The sequence below is a fragment of the Mesorhizobium sp. M0478 genome, from assembly GCF_040321305.1.
Classification (GTDB): Bacteria; Pseudomonadota; Alphaproteobacteria; order Rhizobiales; family Rhizobiaceae; genus Mesorhizobium.
Genome location: NZ_JAMYRH010000002.1, coordinates 641,312 through 665,298 on the forward strand (window position 1 = coordinate 641,312; position 23,987 = coordinate 665,298).

The window sequence follows — 23,987 nt, forward strand, 5'->3', positions numbered from 1 at the left end:
GAAGCGCCTGCCTTTTCAATGCGAATGACGGGGTGTGCTTACGCGGCGATTTGCGCGCTCGCGGTCTTGGCCACCACGGCATCGACCTTGGCGGTCGCATTGGCGAGCGCGGCGGTCACGGCGTCGGGACCCATGCCGACGCCTTCGATCCGGATGACGTCGACGTCGGTCATGCCGAGAAAGCCGAGCACGCCGCGCAGATAGGGGATGGCGTGATCGAACTGCACGGCCGCACCTTCGGAATAGATGCCGCCCGAGGCGAGTACGATATAGACCTTCTTGCCGGTGACGAGGCCCTTGGGACCACCCTCGCCATAAGAGAAGCTCTTGCCGGAGCGGGAGATGTGATCGACCCAGGACTTCAGGGTCGAGGAGATGTTGAAGTTGATGAAGCCGGTGGCCAGGATCACGGTGTCGGCTGCGAACAGTTCGTCAAGCACGATGTCGGAGACGCCGACGACTTCGGCCTGGCGCGGCGTGCGGGCTTCAACGGGGGTGTAGATGCCGGTCGCATAATCGGTGTCGATATGCGGCAGCGGGTTGGCCACGAGGTCGCGTACGACGAGCGTATTCGACGGGTCGGCGGCGACGAGCTTTTCAGCGAATTCGGTAGCGATACGGGTCGAGTGCGAGGCAGCGCCGCGCGGGCTCGAGGTTACAAGCAGGATAGACATAGTGGTTCTCTCCAGTGGGAATTGATTTCTCCCGCCTGATATGGGTCTACCGACCCATTCAAAAAACTGGTATATTATCTATATGATCCATCCATAAAATAGGTATGCCGTGCAGCCCAATCCGACGCTCGACCAATTGCAGATCCTGGTTGCGGTCGCCGACACCGGCAGCTTCTCAGCCGCCGGCCGCAAGCTTAACCGCGCGCAGTCCGTCATCAGCTACGGCATCGCCAATCTTGAAGCGCAGCTTGGCCTGAAACTGTTCGAGCGCGAGGGCACGCGCGAGCCGCAGCTGACCGAAATCGGCCGGGCGATGCTGGAGGACGCCCGGCGCATGGTCGGCGTGCTGCAGCGCATCCGTTCGCGTGCCGACGGTCACCATCAGGGGCTGGAGGCTGAAGTTGCGCTGTCGGTTGACGCGGCGCTGCCCTCGCCAGTGCTGGTGCGCGTGCTGAAGGCGTTCGAGGCGCAGTTCCCGACCGTGATGATGCGACTCCATATCGGCACGCTCGGTCTGATCCCCGACCATGTCGTCAGCGGACAGTCGGATCTTGGCATCGGTGGCTTGCTGGGCGAGGTCGACGTGCATCTCGTGCGCATCGGCTTCATGTCGATCGTGCTGGCTGCCGCCCCCACCCACCCTCTGGCACTGCTGCCGAAACCGGTGGCGCTCGAGGATGCGCGAGAGCACACCCAGCTGGTTGTCAGCGACCAGTCGGAACGCACCAAGGGACGCGACTTCGGCGTCTTTGCCTATCGTACATGGCGGCTGACAGATGTGCGTATCAAGCATACGTTGATGCGCGAGGGGCTGGGCTGGGGAGGGTTGCCGCGCTGGCTGATCGCGGACGATTTGGCCAGCGGCAGGCTGGTCGAACTCGACCTTGAACCTTTTAGCGAGGTGCGCTCATCGCTCTATGCCATGCACCGCGCCGACCGCAGCCCGAAACCGGCGGCGGCCTGGCTGATCGACCAGTTCAAACGCCAGCTCGGCTGCTTCAACGAGTTCGACCCGGACGACCTGCCTGAGGATGAGCCGGAGACAGCCCATCGATCAGAGCCATGAGCACGGCGCGATAGTCTTCGGCCGAGGCGCCGGCCTCGACGGCAAGTGCTGCGCGGTCGAAGGCAGCGGCGAGCAAAGCGGTCAGCGCATCGGCCGGCAGTCTGGTCATCGACTGTTCGCGCATTGCCGCAACCAGGCCTTCGCGCAGCGACCGGTTGCCGTGGCGATTGTCGATCGCATCCATGGCGGCGCGGCCAAGTACGGCCGGTCCGTCGAGCAGCAAAAGCCGCGTGCGGCCGGGCGCGCGCATGGCGGCGAGATAGGCGTCCGAGCCGGCAATCAGCGCATCGCGGGCAAACAAAGAACGCGGCGAGGCGCGCTCGATCTCTTGCGCCACCGCCGCCGCCTCCTGCTCGACCACAGCGGCAAACAGCGCCTGCTTGTCGGCAAAGTGGTGATAGAGCGCGCCGCGGGTGACGCCGGCGGCCGCAACGATCTCCGGCGTGCCGGTCTCGGCATAGGACTTTTCGATGAACAGTTTGCGCGCCGCGGCGATCAGGTCGGCGCGCGTCGCTTCGGTGCGGTCGCGGTTGGAGCGGCGCGGGGTTTCTCGTTGCATACATGCAGCCTGTATGTTATTTCGAATTACATGCAAACTGTATGTTGGCTGACGGGAGAAAGAAAGATGAAGACGACGAGCTATTATCCGGTGCTGATGACGGGCGACGTAGCCGGCACAAAAGCCTTCTTTATCAATCACTTCCGCTTCAAGCCGCTGTTTGCGAGCGACTGGTATGTGCATCTGCAGTCTGCCGAGGATCGCCGGGTCAATCTCGGTATCGTCCAGGGCGACCACGAGACGATCCCCGAGGAGGGGCGCGGCCGCACATCGGGGCTGCTGATCAATTTCGAGGTGAGGGATCCTGACGCTGTCTATGAACGGATCGTTGCGGCCGGCCTGCCGATCCTGTGCCCGCTGCGCGACGAACCCTTCGGCCAGCGCCACTTCATCACCAGGGATCCCAATGGCGTGCTGATCGACATCATCAAGCCGATCCCGCTCGGCCCGGAATTTCAGGCGCAATTCGCGGCGGGCGCGGCGGAAGGCTGAACGATGGCAGCAAATGTCGGCAGCGGCTCCGGCCGCTGTGGCCGGACCCGCACCATGCGGTCTATGTTGGTGATGTTGAAGCTGGGCCTGCCGCATGCGTGACATCTGCCTTGTTCGTGCGCCATCCAATCTCGGCCTTCGGCCCTTGGAGCCGGGCCATGTGCCCGGCACCTGGCGTGCGCCGCAGGCGCTGAGCGAAGCTGGTTTGATCGAGTCGCTGGCGCCGGGGCGGGTGGTCGATCTCGACAGACCCGCCTACAGTACCGAACCGCAACCGGGCACTAGGCTGCGTAATGGTCCGGCGATCCGCCGCTTCAACCTCGATCTTGCCGAGATCGTCACCCGTGCGCTTGGGCAAGGCGAGTTCCCGCTGATCATCGGCGGCGACTGCTCGATCCTGCTTGGCGCACTGGTCGCCGCGCGGCGCTCGGGCGCAGTCGCCCTGGTCCATGTCGATGGCCACAGCGATTTCCGCCATCCCGGCAACTACGATGTCAATGCCTCACTCGGCTCGGTTGCCGGCATGGATCTGGCACTTGCCACCGGACGCGGCGAGGCTTTGCTGGCGCAATGGCCAGGTGTTGTCGGTCCGCTCGTCGCCGACGAGGCGGTGGTTCAGATCGGCGAACGCGAGAGCCGCGATGCCGATTTTGCCTGGCCCGACATCAATGCGACCGCCGTGACGCGCATCGACGTCTTTGCCGCGCAGGAACTCGGCGCGACTGGAGTGTTGCAAAAGACAAGAGCGACGCTGGCGCGCGCCGGCTGTCCCTACTGGCTGCATCTCGATGTCGATGTGCTCGACCAGACGGTGATGCCGGCGGTGGATTCGCCCGGCAGCCCCGGCATCGACCCCGATGAACTCGTTGCCATTCTGTCGGCGCTGGCAGCGGACCTGCGCTGCACCGGCTTGGACATGACGATCTACGATCCCGACCTCGACCCGACCGGTGACCTTGCGCGACTGCTGGTGTCGCTGCTCGGGCGGGTGCTCAAGCCTCGATAAAGGCTCAGCTCGCCCTTGCTACCGGCGTCACCGTCACCTGGCTGACGCCGGTGCGGCGCACCACTGTGCATAGCGTCTCGCGGCCGATGCGTTCGGCGTCGAGCATGCGCACGAGGTCGTCGACGCCGGTGACCGGGCGACCGTCTATCGCCGCGATGATGTCGCCTTCCCTGAGGCCGGCCTTCGCCGCGGGTCCGTCTTTCTCGACGCTGCGCAGCCGCACCGCAGTACTAGTGGTCACCTGCGACAGGAGCGCTGCGCGGCGCGGCAAACTGGTGGTGTCGGCCGAGATGCCGATGAAGGCGCGCCGCACGCGGCCGAAGCGGATGATCTCCGAAATGACGAAGTTGGCGGTGTTGGAAGCGACCGCGAAGGCGATGCCTTGCGCGCCGTGGATCATGGCGGTGTTGACGCCGATGACTTCGCCTGCCGACGACACCAGCGGTCCGCCGGAATTGCCGGGATTGAGCGCGGCATCGGTCTGGACGACATCGTCGATCAGCCGCCCGGTCGAGGCGCGCATCGAACGGCCAAGTGCGGAGACCACGCCTGACGTTACGGTCCATTCGAAGCCGAGCGGATTGCCGATGGCAATGGCGATCTGGCCGCGCCGCAGCCGCTTGGAATCGCCGAGCGGCGCGACTTCGGTGAAGCTGCCATCGGCGCGCACCAGCGCGATGTCGGTGTCGGGGTCGCGGCCTAGTACGCGGCCTTCGCTGGAGGCGCCGTCGGGCATAGACACGCGCACCGTTTTGGCATCGCCAACGACATGGAAATTGGTAACCACCAGCCCGTCCGGGGTGATGACGAAGCCGGAGCCATGGCCACCTTGGCCACCGACGCGCTCGATGCGGCAGACGGCTGGGCCGATGCGGTCGACGGCGTCGGCGACTGTCGTCGAATAGGCGTCGAGCAGTGTGTCGTCGGTCTCGAATTTGTGGGCGGCGAGGGCCATTGGCGGGGCTCCGTGTTTTCAGGCGCGATGATGACTATATGTGCGGAGCGGCTCGAACTGCCGCGACCTGACCAGATGGCCAGTCAAACCAGTAACTAGCCGTCAGACGAGTACCTCCGGGCGCACTGCCGAGCGATATCTGGGGCATGAGAAAACCCAGGAGATCATCATGAGTGACTTCAACCTTTATGCATTTTCCGAGGCCATCGCCGATCTCGCCGCCAAGGCTGCGCCGGCAACGGCAAGTTTCACCACCCATCACCATCGCACCGCCAGCGCCTTCCACTGGCGTGACGGCTATTTCGTCACCGCCGAGGAAGCTGTCGAGGCCGGTGAGGAGATCGAATTGACATTGGCTTCGGGCGAAGCGGTGAAGGCCGAACTGGTCGGTCGCGATCCGTCGACCGGCGTAGCGCTTCTGAAGCCGGCCGGCGCGGTCGCGGCGCCTGCGCTCGCCAAGGCTGACGCGGTACGGCCCGGCAATCTTGCCATCGCCATCGGCAGTCAGGGTTCGGCGCTGGCCGTCTCGGGTTCGGTCGGCGAGGTCGGCCCCGCCTGGCGCTCGATGCGCGGCGGCACCATTGATCGGCGCATCAATCTCGCCGTCAATGCCGGCGGCCGTTTCGAGGGCGGGCCGGTGCTTGACGCCAAGGGCGCGCTGATCGGCATGCTGCTGTTCGGGCCGCGTGGTCGTGCGCTGGTCATGCCTTATGAGACGGTCGAGCGGGCCGTGGCGACGCTGCGTGAAAAGGGCCATGTCGCGCGCGGCTATCTCGGCGCCGGCCTGCACCCGATCCGTGACGGCGCGGCGCGCGGCGCCATGGTCATGAGCCTCGACGACAATGGTCCGGCCAAGGCCGCCGGCCTTGCGCTGGGCGACATCATCGTGGCGTGGAATGGCGAGGCCGTGCACGGCCCGCGCGAACTGATCCGAAAGCTCGGGCCGGATAGCGCGGGTGCCGCGGTGACGCTCGGCGTGGTGCGCGGCGGCGAGCAGCGCGATGTCGCGCTGACCGTCGGTGAAAAGCCGCTGAGCTGAGAGGGCCGATGGAAAGCGAGACGCTGACAAGGCCGGAGGCGAGTGGATCGGAGGCGGGTGGGCCGGAGGTGGCGGGCGGCGGACGCCAGCTCGTGGTGCTGATCGCGCTGCACGATGCCGCGCGTGCCGAGCGCCTGTCGGCTTCGCTTGCGATGGCGGACGATCTGCTTCCGGTCGTGGCCGGCAGCGGGATTGTCGACGTCGCTGTCGTCGATGACGCTGTTGCGAACAGTGCGGCCTGGCTCGATCGGGCCGATGGTGGCAACAGCGCAATCCCACGGGTGCTGCTATCCGCGAGCGCTGGCCGGCCGGAAAACCGGGTGCTTGCCGTGCTGCCTTTGGCGTCGGATGCGAATCTGATCGCGGCTGCCGTCAGACTGGCGGCGGCCGGCTACCGGGTGTCAAGGGATGGGCGTTCGACGCCGGATCGTCATGGCGGTTTCGATCACATAGCGAGCGGAACTGAAACCGATAGCGGGCTGTTTGGCGAGGAATCTTTTGACGACGGCGCCGCCCTTCGACCAGCGCTATCACCGCGCGAGACGGAAGTGCTGGCGCTGCTCGCCGAAGGCGCACCCAACAAGGTGATCGCCCGGCGGCTGAACATTTCCGTGCACACGGCGAAATTCCATGTCGCCGCGATCCTGATCAAGCTGGGTGCTGCGAACCGCACGGATGCCATCGCGATCGCGATGCGGCAGGGCCTGGTGCTGGTCTAACCCCCTTTTCCGTTTGAGCCTACGTTGCGTAACCCGTTGCAGGCTGCCGAGGCCTTGCGCAGTGCATTGCCGCCGCGCAATGGTTCGCGTCAGTGATGTAGCAAGGGAGGTGCCAAGACATGTCGCTCAAGGGAAAGACGCTGTTCATCTCCGGCGGGTCGCGCGGCATCGGTCTTTCGATCGCGCTGCGAGCTGCGCGCGACGGCGCCAATGTGACGATCGCGGCCAAGACCGCCGAGCCGCATCCGAAGCTGCCGGGCACGATCTACTCGGCAGCTGAGGAGATCGAGCAGGCCGGCGGCAAGGCGCTGCCTGTTTTGTGCGACATCCGCGAGGAGGCGCAGGTGGCTGAGGCGGTTGCCAAGACCGTCGAAAAGTTCGGCGGCATCGATATCTGCGTCAACAATGCCAGCGCCATCCAGCTCACCGGCACGCTGGAGACGGACATGAAGCGCTACGATCTGATGCACCAGATCAACACGCGCGGCACCTTCCTGGTGTCGAAAATGTGCATTCCGCACCTGAAGTTGGCAAGCAATCCTCACATCTTGAATCTGGCGCCGCCGCTCGACATGAAGGCCAAATGGTTCAAGAACCATGTCGCCTACACCATGGCCAAGTTCGGCATGTCGATGTGCACGCTGGGGATGAGCGCCGAGTTTGCCAAGGACGGCATCGCGGTCAATTCGCTGTGGCCGATCTCGACCATCGACACGGCTGCGGTGCGCAATCTGCTCGGCGGCGCGACGGTGGCGGCGATGAGCCGCTTACCCGACATCATGGCCGATGCCGCACACGCCATCTTCATGCGCTCATCGCGCGAGACATCAGGCAATTTCTACATCGATGAAGAGGTGCTGCGGGCCGAGGGCGTGACCGATTTCGCGGTCTATGCGCCGGGCGCGACCGGGCCGCTGGCCGGCGACTTTTTCGTGCCGGACGCGGTATTTGCCAATTCGCCGACGAACGTCAAAAGCATCTACTGACGGAAATCACGGGCCGACGGCGCTGCTTCCTCATCCACCTGCCGGCGTTTTTCGAAAAACCAAGCAATTGGCTTTTCGCCCGCTGTGCGGACCAGCCTCACCTCCCCATGAACGGGGAGAAAGGGGCTCATCACTCCTCGCCCTTCTTGCCTTTGCTCAGTCCCATCAGCCGGTCGATATAGGCCAGCATCAGCGCCGAGACGACGAAAGCGAGGTGGATGATGGTCAGCCACATCAGCTGGTCGATCGTATAGGAAGACGAATTCAGGAACACCTGCAACAGGTGGATCGAGGAAATAGCGACGATGGTCGAGGCGACCTTGACCTTCAGCGAACCGACATCGATCGTACCCAGCCAGTGCACACCGCCATCCTGGTCGTCGAAGCGGCTGACGAAATTCTCGTAGCCGGAGATGATCACCATCACCACCAGCGAGGCGACAAGTGCGGCGTCGATGAGGCCGAGCATCTTCAGGATGGTGTCGGTGTCGTCGAGTGTGAAGGCGACCATGACGAACTCGTAGAGTTTTTTGCCGAAGGACAGCGCATAGACGGCGAGCGCCAGGGCCAGCCCGATGTAGAAAACCACCAGCAGCCAGCGTGAGGCGAGGATGATCGATTCGATGGCGAGTTCGAGACGTTTCATGCAGCGGTTCCGGTCAGCTTTCTGAGGTCGACTGGGGTATTTCGATCAGCTTGCCGCAGTTTGCAAGGCAAATTGCGACGCAAAAAAACCCCGCCGGGAGGGCCGGCGGGGTTCAATGCATCCCGCTGGAGTCGGGACGGGGCAGGGAACGCCCAGGCTTGAATCTGGGGAGGGCGGCCGCTCTATTCAATGAGCCGGTTCTAATACCAGTACAATTCTTGCTGAACCGGGATTGCTGTCCGCAGCTCGACCCATCCCGATCTGCCGGGATGGGTCCTTGTTGTCGATCTGATTCCAGAAAGCTGCTCAAGCCATTGGAAAGCAGATCAATTGTTACTCGCCACCGGTGCCACCAGCGAGGTGATGCGACGGATGCCGACACGGCGGTTCTCGCGGTTGGGCGCCGTGGTGTTGACCTTCAGGTATTCCTCGCCATAGCCCTGAGTGGTCAGGTTTTCCGGCGGGATCCCGAAGGCATTGGTCAGCGCTTCGGCGACAGACTCAGCGCGCCGGTCGGACAGAGCAAGGTTTGCTTCCGGCGTGCCAACCGCATCGGTGTGGCCTTCGATCAGGAAGGTTTCGGCCGGGTTCTTCTTCAACAGTTTCTCCATGGCCGTGGCGACGCCTTCCAGTTTCTGCACTTCGGTGTCGGATATCGAGGCCGAGCCGAACTCGAAGTTCAATGTATCGAGGTCGACGCGACGGGCAATGTCGCGCACGCGCGCCGAACGCTTCACTTCGTCGATGGAATAGAGGCGCTGGACCTTCTCCACCGGCGGTTGTTCGAGGAACTCGTAATAATCGTCCGGGCTTTCGACATCTTCCGAATCGAGGATGTACTCGCGGCGCGGGATGGTGAGCCGCATCGGCGGCAGGTCGTCACCGGGATCGCGCCAGTCATTGTCGTCGTCATAGCTGCGCTCGTCGACATAGCTCAGCACATATTCGTGCCCATCCGGCGTGATGCGCGATCGCCTGATGACGTCGCCATTGCGGTTGCGGATGGTGACGATCTGGATGCCATTGTCGCGCTCGACGATTTCCCGAGAGCGATCGCCCGACAGTTCCTCATAGTAAACATTCCTGGCGCCGCGGTGCATGCGCGGAGCGTCATTGCTTTCCACGATCGTCTGGTTGTTGAACTGCAGGATGACGCGGTCGCCGAGTTCCTTGACGACGTCGACGCCTTTCGGACGCCGGCGGTCGCGGACGTTCTCATCGGGTGCACGCTCGACGCGTTTGCCTTTTTCCTCCGTCACCGGGGCGATCTTTTCTGGCTGAATTGCCTGCTGAGCTGACTTGTCGTCGGTGGGCGGCGGTCCCTGGTCGACCGGAGCCGGCTTCGGGGCTTGCGCCTCGGTGCCGCCCTGCGCGGGCTGCTCGCCCGTCTGGCCGCCAGCATTCTGGCCGTTCCCATTTTGGCCGTCGCCATTCTGGCTGTTGCCGCCCTGGTCCTTGCGGTGCTTGCGCCTGGCATCCTTCTGGCTGTCCAGGATGGGTGCTTCGTCGGGGTTGGCCGTGGCTTCGCCTTGCGCCGGCGTCTCACGTTGCGCGGGCTGCTCGGCATTGGCCGGTTGCTCCGCAGGCTGTGGTTCACCGGTCGCAGGCTGCTGTTCGCCCGTCACCGGCTGTTCGCCGACAGTTTTTTTGCCGTGCTTTTTCGCCTGATCCTTCGGCTGTTCACCTTCGGCGGGAGCCGCTTGCTGATCGGCCGGGGGCTGAATCGGCTCGGCCTGCGGCGCGGGCTCTCCGGCAGGCGCAACTTTGACGTCTGGCGCTTTGTCGGCAGGCGCGGCCTCAATCTGCTGATCCTGCTTGCGCTTTTTCTTGCCCGACTTGTTGTCGTTTGCCGGCGCCACCTGTTCGGTGGGCGCTGCCTGCTCGGCAGGCTGCTGGGCCGGCTGTTCAGCGGGCGCCGCTTCGATCTGCTGTTGGTCGCGCTTCTTCTTGCGTGGCTTTAGCGGCTGTTCTTCATTTGCCGGAGCTACCTGTTCGGCCGGTTGTTCAGCCGGTGCTGCCTCGATCTGCTGCTGGTCACGCTTCTTCTTGCGTGGCTTGAGCGGCTGCTCATCGGTCGCCGGCGCTGCCTGGGCGCCGCCCTCATCCGCAGGCGCCGCCTCGATCTGCTGCTGTTGATTGCGCTTCTTTTTGCGCGGCTGCTGTTCCTCGGCGGCAGGTGCGGCCTGTTCGGCCGGGGCCTGCTCGGTCTGCTGCTGATCCCGCTTCTTCCTGCGCGGCTGTTGTTCCTCGGCGGCAGGGGCGGGTTGCTCTGCAGCCGGTGCAGGCTGCTCGGCGGCCGGCGCTGCCTGTTCGGCCTGCTGGCGTTTCTTTTTGCGCGGCAGTTCCTGGTCGGTCTGCTGACCATCTGCAGCAGGGTCGTCCTGGACCAGGATCAGTGGCGCGGCCGTGTGCTGCAAGGGGCCGAAAACGGCGTTGCCCTGCAACGGGGATGCGCCCAACGGCGCGGATGCCATAAGCAGGCCAAGTGCCGTACCTGCCAGTACCCGTGGTTGGCGTTTCATCTTAAATTCTCCTTGTGGGGTCCCATCCCTGCCCAAACTGTCCTTGACCGGATTGGTTCCGGTTTGCAGGCATTACCCGCACCCAAGGACGATTGACCGGCGTTTTGAAGGCAACTTCATGTTTTTCCTATGGTGCGGCCGGAACTTGAAGTCACACAACAGCTTGACCTTGCCGCATGCGGAGGCCACATCTCGACCCATAATGGAAACGCCGTTCTGGAAGACCAAGACGCTGGAAGCGATGACGCCCACCGAGTGGGAATCGCTGTGCGACGGCTGCGGAAAATGCTGCCTGTCTAAACTCGAGGACGAGGATACCGGCGAGATCTACTGGACATCAGTCGGCTGCCGGCTGTTCGATGGGCAAAGCTGCCGCTGTTCTGACTATGCCAACCGGCTGGCGCGCGTGCCGGACTGTGTCGGGCTGACGCCGCAGAATGTGCGCACCATCACGTGGCTGCCGAAAACCTGTGCCTACCGGCTGGTTGCCGAGGGGCACGACCTCTATTGGTGGCACAGGCTGGTGTCGGGAAGTGCCGAGACCGTTCATGATGCCGGCATCTCCATGCGCGGCCGCGTCCGCGCCAGTGAGACCGATCTGGCCGAGCCGGACGATTATTTCGACTATATGCTCGACGACGAGCCCTGAGCATTCTGGAACGGACGTTGCCATAGGGCGTTCCGCGCCATTGGACGTTTTTGACGGTCAGGATCGTTTGCAGCGGTGGAAGGGGCGGTTGCTTTTGGCCTGTCGGGCAGATTAACCGAAAATGAACGGCCGGTTCGCGAAGAGTTCAGATTGCAAGGAGCATTCTCCCCCCATCGGTTCGACCAAGACGGGCGCAAGCCCTCAACAAGGAGAGAAGACAATGTTCAACTCATTCAAGACGGCAGCCCTTTCGGGTCTCGTAGCTCTCGGCACCCTTGCCGCAGTGCCCGCCCAGGCGGACTCGATCTATCTCGGCTTCGGCAACAACCATGACCGCCGCGTCGGCGTCTACACCGGCGACGATGAGGACGGCTTTCGCCGTGACCGCAATTGGCGCCGCTGCTCGCCGGACCGCGCCCTCGACAAGGCCGAGCGCATGGGCCTGCACCGCGTCCGCATCGTCGATGTCAATCGCCGCGTGGTGAAGGTCGCCGGCCGCCAGTATGGCGATCGCGTAGTGGTCGTGTTCGCCAATGAGCGCGGCTGCCCGGTTATCTATCGCTAAGAGAACCAGACTGATCTTCTGCGAAGATCAGTCTGGGATACGACCTTCTGCGAAGGTCGATCCGGAGGCATGTTCCTCTGCCAGGATCAGCCTGGAGTACCTGGAGTAGCGGCATGACCCTTCTAGGGTCAGCCAGGAGCCCCTTTCCCTCCGCGGAAAGGTGCGGCTCGAAAAACCCCGGAGGCCAGTCCTCCGGGGTTTTTCATGTCGGAAATCTGCGGTTCCGGCCGACGGGTTCAGCAGAACCGCGCCCAGCCCGGCGGCCTGCTACTTAAGCTCGAATGTCACTGTTACCTGCACGGCGTAGGCATTCTCGCCGGCCTGCACGGGAACCGCGGCGCCTGCCGCATCGAAGGCCTTTGCATTGATCGGCATCGGCGCCGGCGCAACGTTCTGGTCGGTGATTTCCAGCACCCGGCCTATGCTGACGCCGGCGGCTTCGGCCAGCGTCTTGGCCTTGGCCATGGCATCGGCGACCGCCTTCTTGCGGGCTTCGGTGACGGCAGCTTTCGGATCCTCGTTGGAGAACGAAATGCCTCCGCCCTGATTGACGCCGAGCGACACAGCCTTGTCGAGAATCTCACCTGTTTTGTCGATGTCGCGGATGCGCACCGAGAGTGTGTTGGTCACCTGGTAGGCGACAAGCTCGGCTTCCTGGCTGCCGTCCGGTTTGTTGGTGTAGTTGTAACGCGGGTTGATCTGGATGCCGGCGGTCTGCAGGTCGCGGTCCTTGATCCCTGCCGACTTCATTGCCGCGATCACGGCGGCCATGGCGTCGTTGTTGGCGTCGAGTGCCGCGCGTGCGGTCTTGGCCTCGCGCATGACGCTGAGCGTCAGCAGCGCCAGGTCAGGCGCCACGGTCGACTGGCCTTCACCCGACACGATGATGCGGGGCGGGGGCAGCGAATCGGCAGCGCTTGCCATCGCCGGAAAAGCGATCGCGGCGGCAAGTGCGAGCGGCAAAATATGTCTGGTCATGAAAATCTCCTCGGTGTGCGATCCAGTCGCGCCTGTCGACTAGGGCGCGAATATGGGCTGATTTGGGCGATCTCGGCCAGCCCGTCCGGAAAGCCTTGTGCCGCGCAAGGAAAAACACTAATCCAGCGCGCGTGGGGCCTGTAGCTCAATGGTTAGAGCCGGCGGCTCATAACCGCTTGGTTGGGGGTTCGAGTCCCTCCGGGCCCACCAGTTTATTATATATCAATACCTTACGCCTAATTATTTGAGTTTGAGTTGAGCGTTATCGGGTAAATCTATGGCTTCTGGGCAAAATGGTTTTGGGGCCCGTTCGTCAATTTTCTCCGTCTCGTTGATGGCACTGTCACACCTAGCCCAAGCCCCCTGGGTTCGAAATACCCTGCAAGGATGCCTGCGGCAATCGGCGGCAACGACGTGCAATTAGGCGGGTTCTGAACTCGGCCGCAGTCTCAAAATGCGCTTGCCAGTTCGGTTGATCTGTGCGGATCTGGCAGCCAATTCCGACAGAATTCTCTTACCCAGCCCGGACAGGTAAAGGCTGAGGAAATCATGAGAATGGTAATCGGTAATGTCCCCAACCGCATCGTTTTCCATCGGTCGTGCTTTGAAATAGATCTCAATCGCGACCGCGACGGCGCCGTGTACTTGACGCCGGTGCAGCTCAAGGCGTGGTGAGAGCCGCCACCAATCGAAGTCCTCGAGGTCTCCTTTCGGGTGCATGACGCGTTTTTACACACGTGGGCTCGACCCCTACTTGGGTGAAGTGTCGGAAACGCAGCGTACTCCTTTCAACGGGCAAGAATTGCAGCGGAATCGACGCGGGCAACCGAGCGTTCAGATTATGTCAGCCCTGCGCGCCAATTGTTCGCTTGTCATCACGGATTGCAGGTGGTGCCGAATATCCGGCAGCAGCCCGGTGACGCTCCGATTGTGCCGTTGGATGCAAGTGAAAAAAACTACCGGGCAATCAAAGCAGACATTTCTGGACTGTTTGCCGACCGGGGCGGAGTTTGGTGTAACGCTTGAACTTCAGCCAGGACCGAAATGGCCTTACCGTCCGATCCAGATCACGACGCCCGCGAAACACTTCGACTGATCGGTCCCGATCCGCAAAATTGGGTGCCGGATCGGGAGGGCATCGACCACAATGTCTTTGTCGTTGGCGGCGGGCAGACGGGCGCGACCTTCGCCTTCGCGTTGAGGCGGGCCGGCATCGGCAAGGTCACGGTCATCGATGCGGCGCCGGATGAGGGCAAGGCCGGCATCTGGCTCACGCATGCGCGGATGAACCGGCTGCGAACACCAAAGGGCCTGCCGGGACCGGAACTCGGCCTGCCGGGCCTGAGCTTTCAATCCTGGTACGAAGCGCGCCATGGTGCCGAAGCCTATGCAGGCTTCGACCGCATCGCGCGGACGGATTGGGCGAATTACCTGAAATGGTATCGCGACTTTCTCGGCATTGGCATTCGCTACGGCACGCGTCTCCTTCGCATCGAGCCGGCTGACGGGTATCTTCGCCTCCACCTCGATGCCGGCGGCACGCCATTGATCGAAACGGCGCGGAAGATCATTCTGGCCAATGGCTTTGGCGGCAGCGGCGGTCCAATGATACCGGCGGTGCTCGCTGCTCTGCCCCAGGGCTTTGTCGCACACAGTTCTGCAGCAATCGATTTTGCCTCGCTCAAGGGCAAAGCGGTCGCTGTCGTCGGGTCGGCGGCTTCGGCATTCGATGCGGCGGGGACAGCCCTTGAGGCCGGCGCGCAATCGGTGCGCCTGTTCGCGCGGCGCACCAGTATCGCCAGCGTGCCGATCAACCGCGTGCGGGGTTATCCCGGCGCCTATGACAACTATCCGCGCTTGCCCGATCCGGTGCGCTGGCGCCAGGCACTGCGCTTCCGCGAGGCCGGTTCGACGCCACCGCCCGATGCCGTGGAGCGGGTAGTGCGGCACAAGAATTTCCACCTGCATCTCGGTGCCCCCTGGACGAATGCGGATATCGACGGCGGCAAGGTCGTCACCGACATCGGCGCCGAGACGTTCGCTTTCGACTTCGTCATCGCCGGCACCGGCTATTTCGCCGACCCGACGCGCAAGCCGGAATTTAGCAATTTCGCCGCCTCGATCCGGCTGTGGCGTGACCAATACGCGCCGGCGGAAGGCGAACTGGATGAATTTTTCGGCGCCCATCCCTATCTCGGCCTCGGCCATGAATTCCTCGAGAAAGCGCTGGGGGAGGCGCCGTTCCTGAGGAACATCCACGTCTTCAATCCAGGCGGCTTCGTCAGTTTCGGCCTGCCGATCGGCGATGTTCCCTCTATCAGGCGCGACGTGCCGGCTGTCGTCGCCCGCATCAGCCGCGATCTCTTCCTTGCCGATCTCGACAGCCATGAGAGCCGGATAACCGGCAGCCATCCGGCCGAGTTCGGGGAGGAGGCCTACGCCTCTGCCGTCTGGCGACCGGCACAGACCATTGCGGCGGAATAGACGCATTTCCATGGACAAACGCCGATGACCTTCAGCCCTGACCTTTCCGACCCGTTCGTCGCCACGGCGGTCGAGCTGCGCACCATCTTCGATCGCGATGCGGTGGCGCGCGACAAGGCTGGTGGACGACCGGTCGAGCAGATCCGCCTGCTCAAGGAAAGTGGACTGCCGTCGGCGCAGATTCCCAAAAACTATGGCGGCAAGGGCGCGCCCTGGCTGTCGGTGTTGCGCGTCGTGCGCGAATTTGCCCGCACCGATGGTTCGCTAGCCCATCTCTACGGCTACCATCATCTGCCGCTCAACGGCGTGTTATTTCGCGGTACGGACGCGCAGAAGGACCAACTGCTGACACGCTCGGCCCGCGAGAACTGGGTCTGGGGCAATTCCGGCAACGCCATGTCGAAGACCTCTACGGCCAGGCGCAACGGCTCGGGCTGGATCCTGAACGGCTTCCGGCCGTTCTCTTCCGGCTCGCACATCGCCGACTATATCCAGGTGGCATGGGAAGACGGCCAGGACCGCCTGGCAGCTGCGATCCCGGCCGATCGTGAAGGTATCGTCATCGAGGATGACTGGGATGGCGTCGGCCAGCGGCAGACGGGTTCCGGTAAAGTCACGTTCAAGGATGTGCATATCGGTGATGACGAACTGATCGGCTCGCCCGCCGTGCCGCTGACGCCGTTCCAGACGCTGATTTCACTCTTCCAGCAGGCGGTCCTGCTCAACCTCTTCGTCGGCAGCGCGCAAGGAGCGCTGAGCGACGGCCGCGACTATACGGTCTCGCAATCGCGACCCTGGGTCTATTCCGGCTATGAGAACCACACCGACGATCCGTTCGTTCAGCGCAAATATGGCGATCTCTATATCCGCACGCTGGCTGCCGCCGAACTCGCCGATGTGGCGGCGCGCAGCCTCGATGCCGCCTATGGCAAGGGCGAGGCCTTGACCCTGGAGCAGCGCGGACAGACGGCGATCGACCTTGCCACCGCCAATGTCTATGCCGGGCAAATCGGTCTCGACGCATCGAGCGAGTTTTTCGAGGTGATGGGCGCCCGCTCGGCCACCAAGGCCAATGGCTACGACAGGTTCTGGCGCAATGTGCGCACGCACACGCTGCACAACCCGGCCGAATACAAGAAGCGCACCATCGGCACCTGGTTGCTGACCGGGGAATTCCCGGTCGGCGGGTTGTATCGCTGAGGAGGCGCGGAAAATGGCCAGGCGCAAGGACAAGCTCAAGCTTGGAGCGTTTCTTCTCTTCACCGGCCACCATGTGGCGGCATGGCGCCATCCACAGGCGGCCGAGGGGACCAGCCTCGGCGACTATGTCGAACTGGCCAGGCTCGCGGAAGCGGCCAAATTCGATGCGATCTTCTTTGCCGATGGCGTCGCGGCGCGGCTGAGCAATCTCGAGGCTGCCAGCCGCAAGGCGCATAGCGGCGTCTATCCGTTCGAGCCCATCACGCTGCTGTCGGCGCTGTCGGCGGTGACCACCAACATCGGCCTGATCGCCACGGCTTCGACCAGCTATTCCGATCCCTACAATCTGGCCCGCCAGTTCGCGTCGCTCGACCATCTGAGCGGCGGGCGCGCCGGCTGGAACCTCGTCACCTCGTCCGATCCGGATGCGGCATTCAATTTCGGCCACAATACGCATATCCAGCACGGCGACCGCTACGATCGCGCCGAGGAATTCGCCGATGTCGTGCTTGGGCTGTGGGACAGCTGGGAGGATGATGCCTTCCCGCGCGACAAAGTGAGCGGGCGCTATTTCGACAAGGAGAAGCTGCATGTGCTGAACCACAAGGGCCAGCACTTCGAGGTGCGCGGTCCGCTGAACACGCCGCGCACGCCGCAAGGCCATCCGGTCGTCGTCCAGGCGGGTGCGTCCGGCCCCGGCAAGGAGCTGGCGGCGCGCACCGCGGAAGCGATTTTCGCCGCGCAGATCACGCTCGATGAAGCCACCGCCTTCTATGCCGACGTCAAGGGCAGGCTCGGTAAGTACGGCCGTTCAGAGGATGATCTGAAAATCCTGCCAGGCATCTTTCCGGTCGTCGGCCGCAGCGAAGCCGAGGCGCAGGAAAAGTTCGAACAGCTGCAGGATCTCATCCAGCCGGAAGTGGGCCTCGGTCTGGTCTCGGCGCTGGCCGGCGGCTTCGATCTGACCGCCTATCCGCTCGACGGGCCGGTGCCGGAACTGCCGGAGACCAATGCCGGCAAGAGCCGGCAGGCGCTGGTCATCGATCTGGCGCGGCGCGAGAAGCTGACGATCCGGCAGCTCTATTTGCGCATCGCCGGCGCTCGCGGCCACTGGCAGGTGGTCGGCACGCCACAACAGATCGCCGACACGATGGAAGAGCGCTTTGAGAATTACGGCGCCGACGGCTTCAACATCATGGCACCGATCATGCCCGGCGGCTTGAAGGATTTCATCGAGTTGGTGGTGCCGGAACTGCGCCACCGTGGCCTGTTCCGTCGGGAGTATGAGGGCAGCACCTTGCGCGACAATCTCGGCCTGAAGCGGCCGGCAAACCGTTTTTCGCGGCATGCCGCGGCGGCGGCGGAATAGGAATGAGCCGATGGCGCGCGACACGCTCTTTCTCATCCAGCCGGGTTTCGCCGACCCAAAGCATCCGGGCCAGACCTTCGTCTGCCCCTATTCCAACAAGGTCGAAGGGCTGCTCGCAGCCTTTCCCGATCTTGCTGCCAGGCTGGACGTCGAGCGCGTGCCGTTCGCAAGGCCGAGGGGTAAGGTGATCGATGCGCTCGGCGAACGCCACCAGTCGCTGCCGGTGCTGGTCGTCGGCAGTGATCCGCCAGCCGACCTACCGACCGCCAAGGGCAAGGTCTTTGCCGACGACACAAGGCGCATTCTTGCGCTGCTTGCCGAGCGCCACGGCTTCCCGCATCTGCATGAGTGACCTGATGAGCTTCGATCCCGATACCTCCAATCCATGGATCGCCAAGGCGGTCGAGCTGCGCGACATCTTTGCCCGCGACGCGGTCGAGCGCGACCAGCTTGGCGGCAGGCCCGTCGAACAGATCCGCCTGCTCAAGGAGAGCGGCCTGCTCAGTATCGTCATTCCCAAGGAATTCGGCGGCGCCGGCGAACCCTATTCGACGGCGCTGAAGATCGGCCGCGAGTTCGCCAAGGTCGACGGCTCGATCGGCCACATCTACGGCTACCATTTCAGCGCGCTGATCGCCGCAAGGCTCAATTCGGACGAACCGCGCTCAGCCGATCTGCTGCGGCGTTCGGCTGCGGGCGACTGGTTCTGGGGCAACACCGGCAACAGCTTTTCCAAGACGCTGTTCGGCCGCAAGGATGGCGAGTGGACGATCGTCAGCGGCTTCAAGCCCTTCGCCTCCGGCTCGCATGTCGCCGACTATCTTTCGACCTCCTGGGAAGACGAGGTCAGCGGCGAGCGGAAGTTCGCGGCCATCCCGGCGGATCGTGAGGGCATCACCATTCTCGACGACTGGGACGGCATCGGCCAGACGCAAACCGGCAGTGGCAAGGTCGCCTACAAGGATGTTAGGATCCATGACAACGAACTGGTGCGCGGCTGGGTAGACGCGTCGCTGCCGATCCGCACCATCGGCCCGCTGCAGCAGCAAAGCGTGCTGCTCAATGTCTTCATCGGTACCGCCCAGGGCGCACTGCTAGCGGCACGCGACTACACGCTCAACAGCTCGCGACCGTGGATGTATTCCGGCGTCGAGCGCCACATCGACGATCCATGGATCAAGCGGCAATATGGCGAGCTCTGGGTCAAGACGCGGGCGGCAACGGTGCTGGCTGATCGCGCTGCGGCGGCGATCGATCATGCGATCGCGCGCGGCAAGGCGTTGACCGAGCAAGAGCGCGGGGAAGCGGCGGTTGCAGTTGCCGCGGCCAACGTGCTGGCCGGCAATGTCGCGCTCGAAGTCACCGCCGAGATCTTCGAGGTGATGGGCGCGCGCTCGGCGGTGCGCAAATACGGCTTCGACCGTTTCTGGCGCAATGCGCGCATCCACACCTTGCACAACCCCGCCGAATACAAGGCCCGCACCGTCGGCACCTGGTATCTGACTGGCGCCTATCCCGAGCCCGGCGTCTTTCGATGAGCGGCCGACAGCTCCACCTCAATGTCAACATCCTGCACGCCGGCTTCTCGCCGGCGGCATGGCGGATGGACGGGGTCGACCCCTATGCCGCCTTCACCGTCGACCACTATGTGCAGGTGGCGAAGATCGCCGAGCGCGCCAAGCTCGACGCTATATTCTTTGCCGATCAGGCGGCAATTTCGGATGACTATCGGCCGATTACATCGCTGGAACCGACCATCGTGCTGGCGACGATAGCCGCCGCGACCGAGCGCATCGGCCTGATTGCGACGGCATCGACCAGCTTCAACGAGCCCTACAACATCGCCCGTCGTTTCGCGACGCTCGACCATGTCAGCGGCGGGCGCATCGGCTGGAACATCGTGACCACGGCCGATCCCGCCTCGGCCCGCAATTTCGGCCTGACCGGCGCGATAGATCATGGCGGGCGCTACGAGCGGGCCGCCGAATTCACCGAAATAGTCAAGGCGCTGTGGGACAGCTGGGAGGACGATGCCTTCATCGGCGACGTCGCCAGTGGGCGCTTCGTCGATGCCGCCAAGGTTCACGCCATCGAGCACGAGGGCGCGCATTTTTCGGTGCATGGGCCGCACAATGTGCCGCGCTCGCCGCAAGGGCATCCGGTGGTCATCCAGGCCGGCGGTTCCGATGACGGCAAGGAGCTCGCCGCGCGCCACGCCGAAGCGGTGTTTTCCGCGTCGCAATCGTTCGAGGAGGCGCTCGCCTACGCAAAGGAGCTGAAGGCCCGGGCTGTCGCCCGTGGCAGAAGCGGCGGCGTGCCGCTCAACCTCGCCGGTCTGGCTACCATCATCGGCAGCACCGAGGCGGAAGCGGAGCGGCGGCAGGAAGAACTGTGGGACCGCATCCCGCTCGACTACAGCCTGACGCGGCTGTCGGGCGTGCTCGGCATCGACCGCGAGCGGCTGAGGCTCGACGAGAAGCTGCCTGACGTCATCCCCCTGCCGCCCAACGGCGGCCACACCTTCTTCAAGGCCACGCTGGCACTTGCCCGCAACAACGATTTCACCGTTCGCCAACTGATCCGGGCGCTCAACGGCAGTACCGGCCACCGCACCGTTGTCGGCACGCCGGAGCAGATCGCCGACGATATCGAAAGATGGTTTGTCGCCGGCGCCGCCGATGGCTTCAACCTGATGCCTGACGTGCTGCCGACCGGGCTGGAAGTCTTTGTCGATACGGTCGTGCCGATCCTGCGCCGGCGCGGCCTGTTTCGCAGCGACTATGAAGGGCGCACGCTGCGCGACCATCTCGGCCTTATCAGGCCTGAAAGCCGTTTCGCGCCGCAGCCACACAAGGCGTCAGGGTTGCTCGGGGCCACCCATTGAACGATCATCAAACGATAACGGCGCGGAAGGTACCGCCATTGACCTCCACGCCCGACAAAAATACAGGCCCGACAATGAGCGCTGATCCCGAATTTCTCTGGTACATCCCGAATCAGGTCGATCCCGGTCACCGCGGCGAGCCGGCCGTCGAGGACCACAACAGCCTGGAGACGCTGACCAGCCACGCAAAGGCGCTTGAGGAACACGGCTGGAAGGGCGCGCTGATCGGTACCGGCTGGGGTCGGCCCGACACGTTTACCGTCGCCGCCGCGCTCGCCGCGCGGACCACCTCCTTCGAGCCGCTCATCGCGATCCGCCCGGGTTACTGGCGGCCAGCGCACTTCGCATCCGCGGTCGCCACGCTCGACCAGCTGACCCGCGGTCGCGTGCGTATCAACATAGTGTCGGGCAAGGACAACCTCGCTGCCTATGGCGACAGCGAAGGCGAGCAGAACCATCGCTATGCCCGCACCAGAGAGTTCATGCGGCTGGTTCGCAGACTTTGGACCGAAGAGAACGTCACCTTTGCCGGCGAGCACTTCAAGGTCACCGGGTCTACCGTCATGCCCCGCATCCCTGTCCGTGGAAACCGTCGCCATCCCAGGCTCTATTTCGGCGGCGCGTCGGAGGCGGCCGAGCGCGTCTCGGCCAGCGAGGCCGATGTCCAGCTGTTCTGGGGCGAGCCGCTCGACGGCGTCCGGGAGCGGATCGAGCGGCTCAAGGCCTTGAGCCGGGAACTTGACCGGGACCTCCCGCCTCTACAATTCGGGTTGCGGGTCACCACGCTGGTCCGCGACACCACCGGGCAGGCCTGGGCGGACGCCGAGGCGAAGGTCGCCGAAATGGCAAAGGGCCAGGGCGCCGGCTGGAATGATCATGGTCGGGCGGTAGCGGTAGGCCAGCAGCGTCTGCTCGATCTGCACACGCGCGGCGAGGTGCTGGACGACAATCTCTACACTGCGCCGGGCAAATATGGCGGCGGCGGCGCCGGCACCACCTGGCTGGTCGGCTCGGCCGCCGACGTGGCCAGTTCGCTCGGCAAGTACCGGGATCTGGGCATCACGCATTTCGTGCTCTCGGACACGCCGTATCTTTCCGAGATCAAGCGGCAAGGCGACCAGTTGCTCCCGCTATTGCGCAATAGGGTCCAAGCCGCGTTTGTTGAATGACGTGGGTTGTCAGAACACCGAACGAGCCAGATCGCCAAATAGGGACGACAATGCCACAGCCAGCCGCTTTCAGCATCCGCCCTTCCGACGCCGACCTGCGCGGTGAAGCAGCACTAAGGCGGCGTTACCGGGCGCCGCAAGAGGCGAACACTGCAAACTGGAACGAAGCCCTCGAGGCGATCCTTTCACATCGCTCGGTCCGCAACTATCTCGCCAGGCCTCTGCCCGAAGGGACGCTCGAACTGATCATCGCTGCCGCCCAGTCGGCGCCGACCTCGTCCAATCTGCAGGCGTGGAGCGTCATCGCCGTCGAGGATCCGGCGCGCAAGGCGCGGCTTGCCGGACTGGCGGCGGTCAATCGCCATATCGAGCAGGCGCCGTTGCTGCTGGTTTGGCTGGCCGACCTGTCACGGCTGCGCGCCATTGCCGAGGCAAACAGCCGGGCGGGCGAGGGGCTCGATTATCATGAGAGTTTTCTGCTGGCCGTGATCGACGCAGCACTTGCCGCGCAGAATGCCGTGGTGGCAATCGATGCGCTCGGGCTCGGCTCCTGCTACATCGGCGCCATGCGCAATCATCCTGAGGCCGTGGCGCAAGAGCTCGGCCTGCCGCCGGAAACCGTGGCGGTGTTCGGCCTGACCGTTGGCTGTCCCGATCTCCTGGCTGCGACCGACATCAAGCCCAGACTGCCGCAGCGTGTTGTGCTGCATCGCGAGCGCTATCAGTCAGGCTTCGATCAGGACGATCTCGCAGCGTACAACCTGACGCTTCGCACCTTTCAGCAAGAGCAGTCGATGCCCGTTGTCGACTGGACCGAACTGATGTCGAACCGCATCGGCAGCACTGCGGCGCTGAAAGGCCGTGATCGCCTGGGTGATGCGCTCAAGGCGCTGGGCTTCAAGCTTAAATAGCCAAGGCTATTCGGCGGCAACGATGGCGATGCGCGCCGGCAGTGCTGCCGGCGGTGTGAAGTCGAGTGCGCCAACCCTTCGCGCCTCAGCCTTCAGCCAGCCATGGAAGCGCTCGACGGTCGCGAGCTTCGCCTTGTGTGGCGTCGTCGCGAAGTAATAGGAAAACTCGACCGGCTGCGGCGAGCCGAAAGGGCTGACCAGCCGCCCTGCCGCAAGGTCAGGCTCGGCCAGTCGGAATTTGCCGAGACCGATGCCCTTGCCGGCAACCGCGGCGTCGAGTACCAGCGAGGACTGGCTAAGCCGTATGCCGCCGTCGACAAGGCGGCCGGACAGGCCGTTGGATCGCAGCCAGCCCTTCCAGTCGGGGCAACTTGGATCGCGCTCCGGCCCGTCCTCATGCAGGATCGGCGCGTTACGCAGCCCTTCCGGTCCACGGAAGAGGCCGTGCGTGCGGGCAAATTCGGGGCTGCAGACAGGCAGCACCGCTTCCGAGAACAGCCGTTCCGTGATGAGGCCGCTATAGGCGCCCGAGCCGTAGCGGATGACACAGTCGATATCTTCGCTGGCAAAGTCGGCAAGCCTTGTCGATGCATCGACCAGTACTTCGAGTCCGGGCACCGCCTCACGCAGCGCGTCGAGGCGCGGGATCAGCCATTTGCTGGCGAAGGAGGGCGCGACCGACACCTTGATCGGCGCATCCTCCTCGTCGCCGGAAATACGCGCGACCGATTCGACAACGACGTCGAAAGCCTCGGTGAGCCCGGGCATCAGCGCCTGACCGGCCGAGGTCAGCAAAAGCTCGCCCCGGTTGCGCTGGAACAGCGGTTGCCCCAGGTGATCCTCCAGCTGGCGGATCTGCTGGCCGATGGCGGCGGGCGTGACATGGAGTTCTTCCGCCGCTCGCGTAAAGCTCAGATGGCGGGCGGTTGCGACAAAGGCGCGAAGCGAGGTCAGCGGCGGAAGTCTCGCCAGCGTCGGTCGTAGCTTCCTCGGTTTGGCGCGAATGACATCAACCATGAGGCGCATTCAACACGTTCGGACCCGGCGCGACGAGGGCGGGCTTTGCGCCAAAGCGCGCGGCGGAAAATTTCGTTTGCCGCAGCGTCGCGCCAGC

General features: G+C 63.9%; 24 protein-coding genes and 1 tRNA gene. 17 read left to right on the top strand and 8 right to left on the bottom strand.

Annotation, left to right across the window (positions count from 1 at the left end; all coding sequences use genetic code 11):
• Window positions 1-38: 38 nt before the first annotated feature.
• Entirely contained in the window at window positions 39-674 is a 636-nt protein-coding gene (locus NKI64_RS07545) for an FMN-dependent NADH-azoreductase (RefSeq protein WP_023672454.1), read from the bottom strand.
• Window positions 675-783: 109 nt separating this feature from the next.
• On the opposite strand from NKI64_RS07545, the gene NKI64_RS07550 reads away from it, so the two are divergent.
• A complete protein-coding gene (locus NKI64_RS07550) occupies window positions 784-1,740 on the top strand; it encodes a LysR family transcriptional regulator (RefSeq protein ID WP_023683802.1) in 957 nt (318 codons plus the stop codon).
• Here the strand turns inward: NKI64_RS07550 and NKI64_RS07555 are convergent.
• Window positions 1,673-2,299 carry a TetR/AcrR family transcriptional regulator gene (locus NKI64_RS07555; RefSeq protein WP_352667278.1) on the bottom strand — a complete coding sequence of 209 codons (627 nt, stop codon included), beginning with the start codon at window positions 2,297-2,299 and terminating at the stop codon, window positions 1,673-1,675. The genes NKI64_RS07550 and NKI64_RS07555 overlap by 68 nt on opposite strands.
• Before the next feature lie 66 nt (window positions 2,300-2,365).
• Here NKI64_RS07555 and NKI64_RS07560 point away from each other — a divergent pair, with 66 nt between their 5' ends.
• Window positions 2,366-2,791, top strand: coding sequence for a VOC family protein (locus NKI64_RS07560; protein WP_352667281.1), 426 nt, complete (start codon window positions 2,366-2,368; stop codon window positions 2,789-2,791).
• A 94-nt stretch (window positions 2,792-2,885) separates the two neighbouring features.
• On the top strand, window positions 2,886-3,797 hold the full coding sequence (locus tag NKI64_RS07565; RefSeq protein ID WP_352667284.1) for an arginase family protein: 912 nt from the start codon (window positions 2,886-2,888) through the stop codon (window positions 3,795-3,797).
• 4 nt (window positions 3,798-3,801) lie between these two features.
• Here NKI64_RS07565 and NKI64_RS07570 read toward each other — a convergent pair whose 3' ends face one another.
• Window positions 3,802-4,752, bottom strand: coding sequence for a S1C family serine protease (locus NKI64_RS07570; RefSeq protein ID WP_023705829.1), 951 nt, complete (start codon window positions 4,750-4,752; stop codon window positions 3,802-3,804).
• 169 nt (window positions 4,753-4,921) lie between these two features.
• On the opposite strand from NKI64_RS07570, the gene NKI64_RS07575 reads away from it, so the two are divergent.
• The 3 genes from NKI64_RS07575 (at window position 4,922) to NKI64_RS07585 (ending at window position 7,496) form a co-directional block, all read left to right on the top strand.
• Window positions 4,922-5,791 (top strand): S1C family serine protease, encoded by an 870-nt coding sequence (locus tag NKI64_RS07575; protein ID WP_352667287.1) that lies wholly within the window; start codon window positions 4,922-4,924, stop codon window positions 5,789-5,791.
• An 8-nt stretch (window positions 5,792-5,799) separates the two neighbouring features.
• Entirely contained in the window at window positions 5,800-6,510 is a 711-nt protein-coding gene (locus NKI64_RS07580; protein WP_198020319.1) for a helix-turn-helix transcriptional regulator, read from the top strand.
• Window positions 6,511-6,629: 119 nt separating this feature from the next.
• The gene (locus NKI64_RS07585) at window positions 6,630-7,496 is read left to right on the top strand and encodes an SDR family oxidoreductase (protein ID WP_023672462.1); all 867 of its coding nucleotides are present in this window, start codon (window positions 6,630-6,632) and stop codon (window positions 7,494-7,496) included.
• Between the two features lie 130 nt (window positions 7,497-7,626).
• On the opposite strand, the gene NKI64_RS07590 is transcribed toward NKI64_RS07585, so the two are convergent.
• Both NKI64_RS07590 and NKI64_RS07595 read right to left on the bottom strand, forming a co-directional pair.
• Window positions 7,627-8,142 carry a TIGR00645 family protein gene (locus NKI64_RS07590; RefSeq protein WP_023672463.1) on the bottom strand — a complete coding sequence of 172 codons (516 nt, stop codon included), beginning with the start codon at window positions 8,140-8,142 and terminating at the stop codon, window positions 7,627-7,629.
• A 326-nt stretch (window positions 8,143-8,468) separates the two neighbouring features.
• Window positions 8,469-10,664, bottom strand: coding sequence for an OmpA family protein (locus NKI64_RS07595; RefSeq protein ID WP_023691506.1), 2,196 nt, complete (start codon window positions 10,662-10,664; stop codon window positions 8,469-8,471).
• Window positions 10,665-10,866: 202 nt separating this feature from the next.
• Here NKI64_RS07595 and NKI64_RS07600 point away from each other — a divergent pair, with 202 nt between their 5' ends.
• The gene (locus NKI64_RS07600) at window positions 10,867-11,313 is read left to right on the top strand and encodes a YcgN family cysteine cluster protein (protein WP_023672465.1); all 447 of its coding nucleotides are present in this window, start codon (window positions 10,867-10,869) and stop codon (window positions 11,311-11,313) included.
• 220 nt (window positions 11,314-11,533) lie between these two features.
• Window positions 11,534-11,878, top strand: a complete 345-nt coding sequence (locus NKI64_RS07605) for a hypothetical protein (protein WP_023672466.1) — start codon at window positions 11,534-11,536, stop codon at window positions 11,876-11,878.
• Window positions 11,879-12,145: 267 nt separating this feature from the next.
• Here the strand turns inward: NKI64_RS07605 and NKI64_RS07610 are convergent, their stop codons facing one another.
• Window positions 12,146-12,856: an SIMPL domain-containing protein gene (locus NKI64_RS07610; protein WP_023672467.1), complete on the bottom strand. Its 711-nt coding sequence runs from the start codon at window positions 12,854-12,856 to the stop codon at window positions 12,146-12,148.
• A 134-nt stretch (window positions 12,857-12,990) separates the two neighbouring features.
• Here NKI64_RS07610 and NKI64_RS07615 point away from each other — a divergent pair.
• Window positions 12,991-13,066, top strand: a tRNA-Ile gene (locus NKI64_RS07615).
• A gap of 210 nt (window positions 13,067-13,276) precedes the next feature.
• Here the strand turns inward: NKI64_RS07615 and NKI64_RS07620 are convergent.
• Window positions 13,277-13,576, bottom strand: a complete 300-nt coding sequence (locus NKI64_RS07620; RefSeq protein ID WP_023670849.1) for a hypothetical protein — start codon at window positions 13,574-13,576, stop codon at window positions 13,277-13,279.
• Between the two features lie 324 nt (window positions 13,577-13,900).
• Between NKI64_RS07620 and NKI64_RS07625 the strand changes: the two genes are divergently transcribed.
• From NKI64_RS07625 to NKI64_RS07660, 8 genes are all read left to right on the top strand, one after another.
• A complete protein-coding gene (locus NKI64_RS07625; RefSeq protein WP_023701140.1) occupies window positions 13,901-15,340 on the top strand; it encodes an NAD(P)-binding domain-containing protein in 1,440 nt (479 codons plus the stop codon).
• A gap of 24 nt (window positions 15,341-15,364) precedes the next feature.
• A complete protein-coding gene (locus NKI64_RS07630; protein ID WP_352667294.1) occupies window positions 15,365-16,540 on the top strand; it encodes an acyl-CoA dehydrogenase family protein in 1,176 nt (391 codons plus the stop codon).
• A 13-nt stretch (window positions 16,541-16,553) separates the two neighbouring features.
• Window positions 16,554-17,909 carry an LLM class flavin-dependent oxidoreductase gene (locus NKI64_RS07635; RefSeq protein ID WP_352594870.1) on the top strand — a complete coding sequence of 452 codons (1,356 nt, stop codon included), beginning with the start codon at window positions 16,554-16,556 and terminating at the stop codon, window positions 17,907-17,909.
• Window positions 17,910-17,919: 10 nt separating this feature from the next.
• On the top strand, window positions 17,920-18,261 hold the full coding sequence (locus tag NKI64_RS07640) for a DUF3088 domain-containing protein (RefSeq protein ID WP_023670853.1): 342 nt from the start codon (window positions 17,920-17,922) through the stop codon (window positions 18,259-18,261).
• 4 nt (window positions 18,262-18,265) lie between these two features.
• A complete protein-coding gene (locus NKI64_RS07645) occupies window positions 18,266-19,447 on the top strand; it encodes an acyl-CoA dehydrogenase family protein (protein WP_352594871.1) in 1,182 nt (393 codons plus the stop codon).
• Window positions 19,444-20,793, top strand: coding sequence for an LLM class flavin-dependent oxidoreductase (locus NKI64_RS07650; RefSeq protein ID WP_352667299.1), 1,350 nt, complete (start codon window positions 19,444-19,446; stop codon window positions 20,791-20,793). Before NKI64_RS07645 ends, NKI64_RS07650 begins: the two co-directional genes overlap by 4 nt.
• Window positions 20,794-20,867: 74 nt before the next feature.
• The gene (locus tag NKI64_RS07655; protein ID WP_023727407.1) at window positions 20,868-21,962 is read left to right on the top strand and encodes an LLM class flavin-dependent oxidoreductase; all 1,095 of its coding nucleotides are present in this window, start codon (window positions 20,868-20,870) and stop codon (window positions 21,960-21,962) included.
• A gap of 50 nt (window positions 21,963-22,012) precedes the next feature.
• A complete protein-coding gene (locus tag NKI64_RS07660) occupies window positions 22,013-22,873 on the top strand; it encodes an NADPH-dependent oxidoreductase (RefSeq protein ID WP_023727406.1) in 861 nt (286 codons plus the stop codon).
• Window positions 22,874-22,879: 6 nt separating this feature from the next.
• On the opposite strand, the gene gcvA is transcribed toward NKI64_RS07660, so the two are convergent.
• On the bottom strand, window positions 22,880-23,890 hold the full coding sequence (gene gcvA, locus NKI64_RS07665; protein WP_352594876.1) for a transcriptional regulator GcvA: 1,011 nt from the start codon (window positions 23,888-23,890) through the stop codon (window positions 22,880-22,882).
• Between the last annotated feature and the right edge of the window lie 97 nt (window positions 23,891-23,987).

Coding starts and splice junctions, on each gene's coding strand:
- NKI64_RS07545 (WP_023672454.1), bottom strand. CDS start 674: ATGTCTATCCTGCTTGTAACCTCGAGCCCGCGCGGCGCTGCCTCGCAC.
- NKI64_RS07555 (WP_352667278.1), bottom strand. CDS start 2,299: ATGCAACGAGAAACCCCGCGCCGCTCCAACCGCGACCGCACCGAAGCG.
- NKI64_RS07560 (WP_352667281.1), top strand. CDS start 2,366: ATGAAGACGACGAGCTATTATCCGGTGCTGATGACGGGCGACGTAGCC.
- NKI64_RS07565 (WP_352667284.1), top strand. CDS start 2,886: ATGCGTGACATCTGCCTTGTTCGTGCGCCATCCAATCTCGGCCTTCGG.
- NKI64_RS07570 (WP_023705829.1), bottom strand. CDS start 4,752: ATGGCCCTCGCCGCCCACAAATTCGAGACCGACGACACACTGCTCGAC.
- NKI64_RS07575 (WP_352667287.1), top strand. CDS start 4,922: ATGAGTGACTTCAACCTTTATGCATTTTCCGAGGCCATCGCCGATCTC.
- NKI64_RS07580 (WP_198020319.1), top strand. CDS start 5,800: ATGGAAAGCGAGACGCTGACAAGGCCGGAGGCGAGTGGATCGGAGGCG.
- NKI64_RS07585 (WP_023672462.1), top strand. CDS start 6,630: ATGTCGCTCAAGGGAAAGACGCTGTTCATCTCCGGCGGGTCGCGCGGC.
- NKI64_RS07590 (WP_023672463.1), bottom strand. CDS start 8,142: ATGAAACGTCTCGAACTCGCCATCGAATCGATCATCCTCGCCTCACGC.
- NKI64_RS07595 (WP_023691506.1), bottom strand. CDS start 10,664: ATGAAACGCCAACCACGGGTACTGGCAGGTACGGCACTTGGCCTGCTT.
- NKI64_RS07600 (WP_023672465.1), top strand. CDS start 10,867: ATGGAAACGCCGTTCTGGAAGACCAAGACGCTGGAAGCGATGACGCCC.
- NKI64_RS07605 (WP_023672466.1), top strand. CDS start 11,534: ATGTTCAACTCATTCAAGACGGCAGCCCTTTCGGGTCTCGTAGCTCTC.
- NKI64_RS07610 (WP_023672467.1), bottom strand. CDS start 12,856: ATGACCAGACATATTTTGCCGCTCGCACTTGCCGCCGCGATCGCTTTT.
- NKI64_RS07620 (WP_023670849.1), bottom strand. CDS start 13,576: ATGCACCCGAAAGGAGACCTCGAGGACTTCGATTGGTGGCGGCTCTCA.
- NKI64_RS07625 (WP_023701140.1), top strand. CDS start 13,901: ATGGCCTTACCGTCCGATCCAGATCACGACGCCCGCGAAACACTTCGA.
- NKI64_RS07630 (WP_352667294.1), top strand. CDS start 15,365: ATGACCTTCAGCCCTGACCTTTCCGACCCGTTCGTCGCCACGGCGGTC.
- NKI64_RS07635 (WP_352594870.1), top strand. CDS start 16,554: ATGGCCAGGCGCAAGGACAAGCTCAAGCTTGGAGCGTTTCTTCTCTTC.
- NKI64_RS07640 (WP_023670853.1), top strand. CDS start 17,920: ATGGCGCGCGACACGCTCTTTCTCATCCAGCCGGGTTTCGCCGACCCA.
- NKI64_RS07645 (WP_352594871.1), top strand. CDS start 18,266: ATGAGCTTCGATCCCGATACCTCCAATCCATGGATCGCCAAGGCGGTC.
- NKI64_RS07650 (WP_352667299.1), top strand. CDS start 19,444: ATGAGCGGCCGACAGCTCCACCTCAATGTCAACATCCTGCACGCCGGC.
- NKI64_RS07655 (WP_023727407.1), top strand. CDS start 20,868: ATGAGCGCTGATCCCGAATTTCTCTGGTACATCCCGAATCAGGTCGAT.
- NKI64_RS07660 (WP_023727406.1), top strand. CDS start 22,013: ATGCCACAGCCAGCCGCTTTCAGCATCCGCCCTTCCGACGCCGACCTG.
- gcvA (WP_352594876.1), bottom strand. CDS start 23,890: ATGGTTGATGTCATTCGCGCCAAACCGAGGAAGCTACGACCGACGCTG.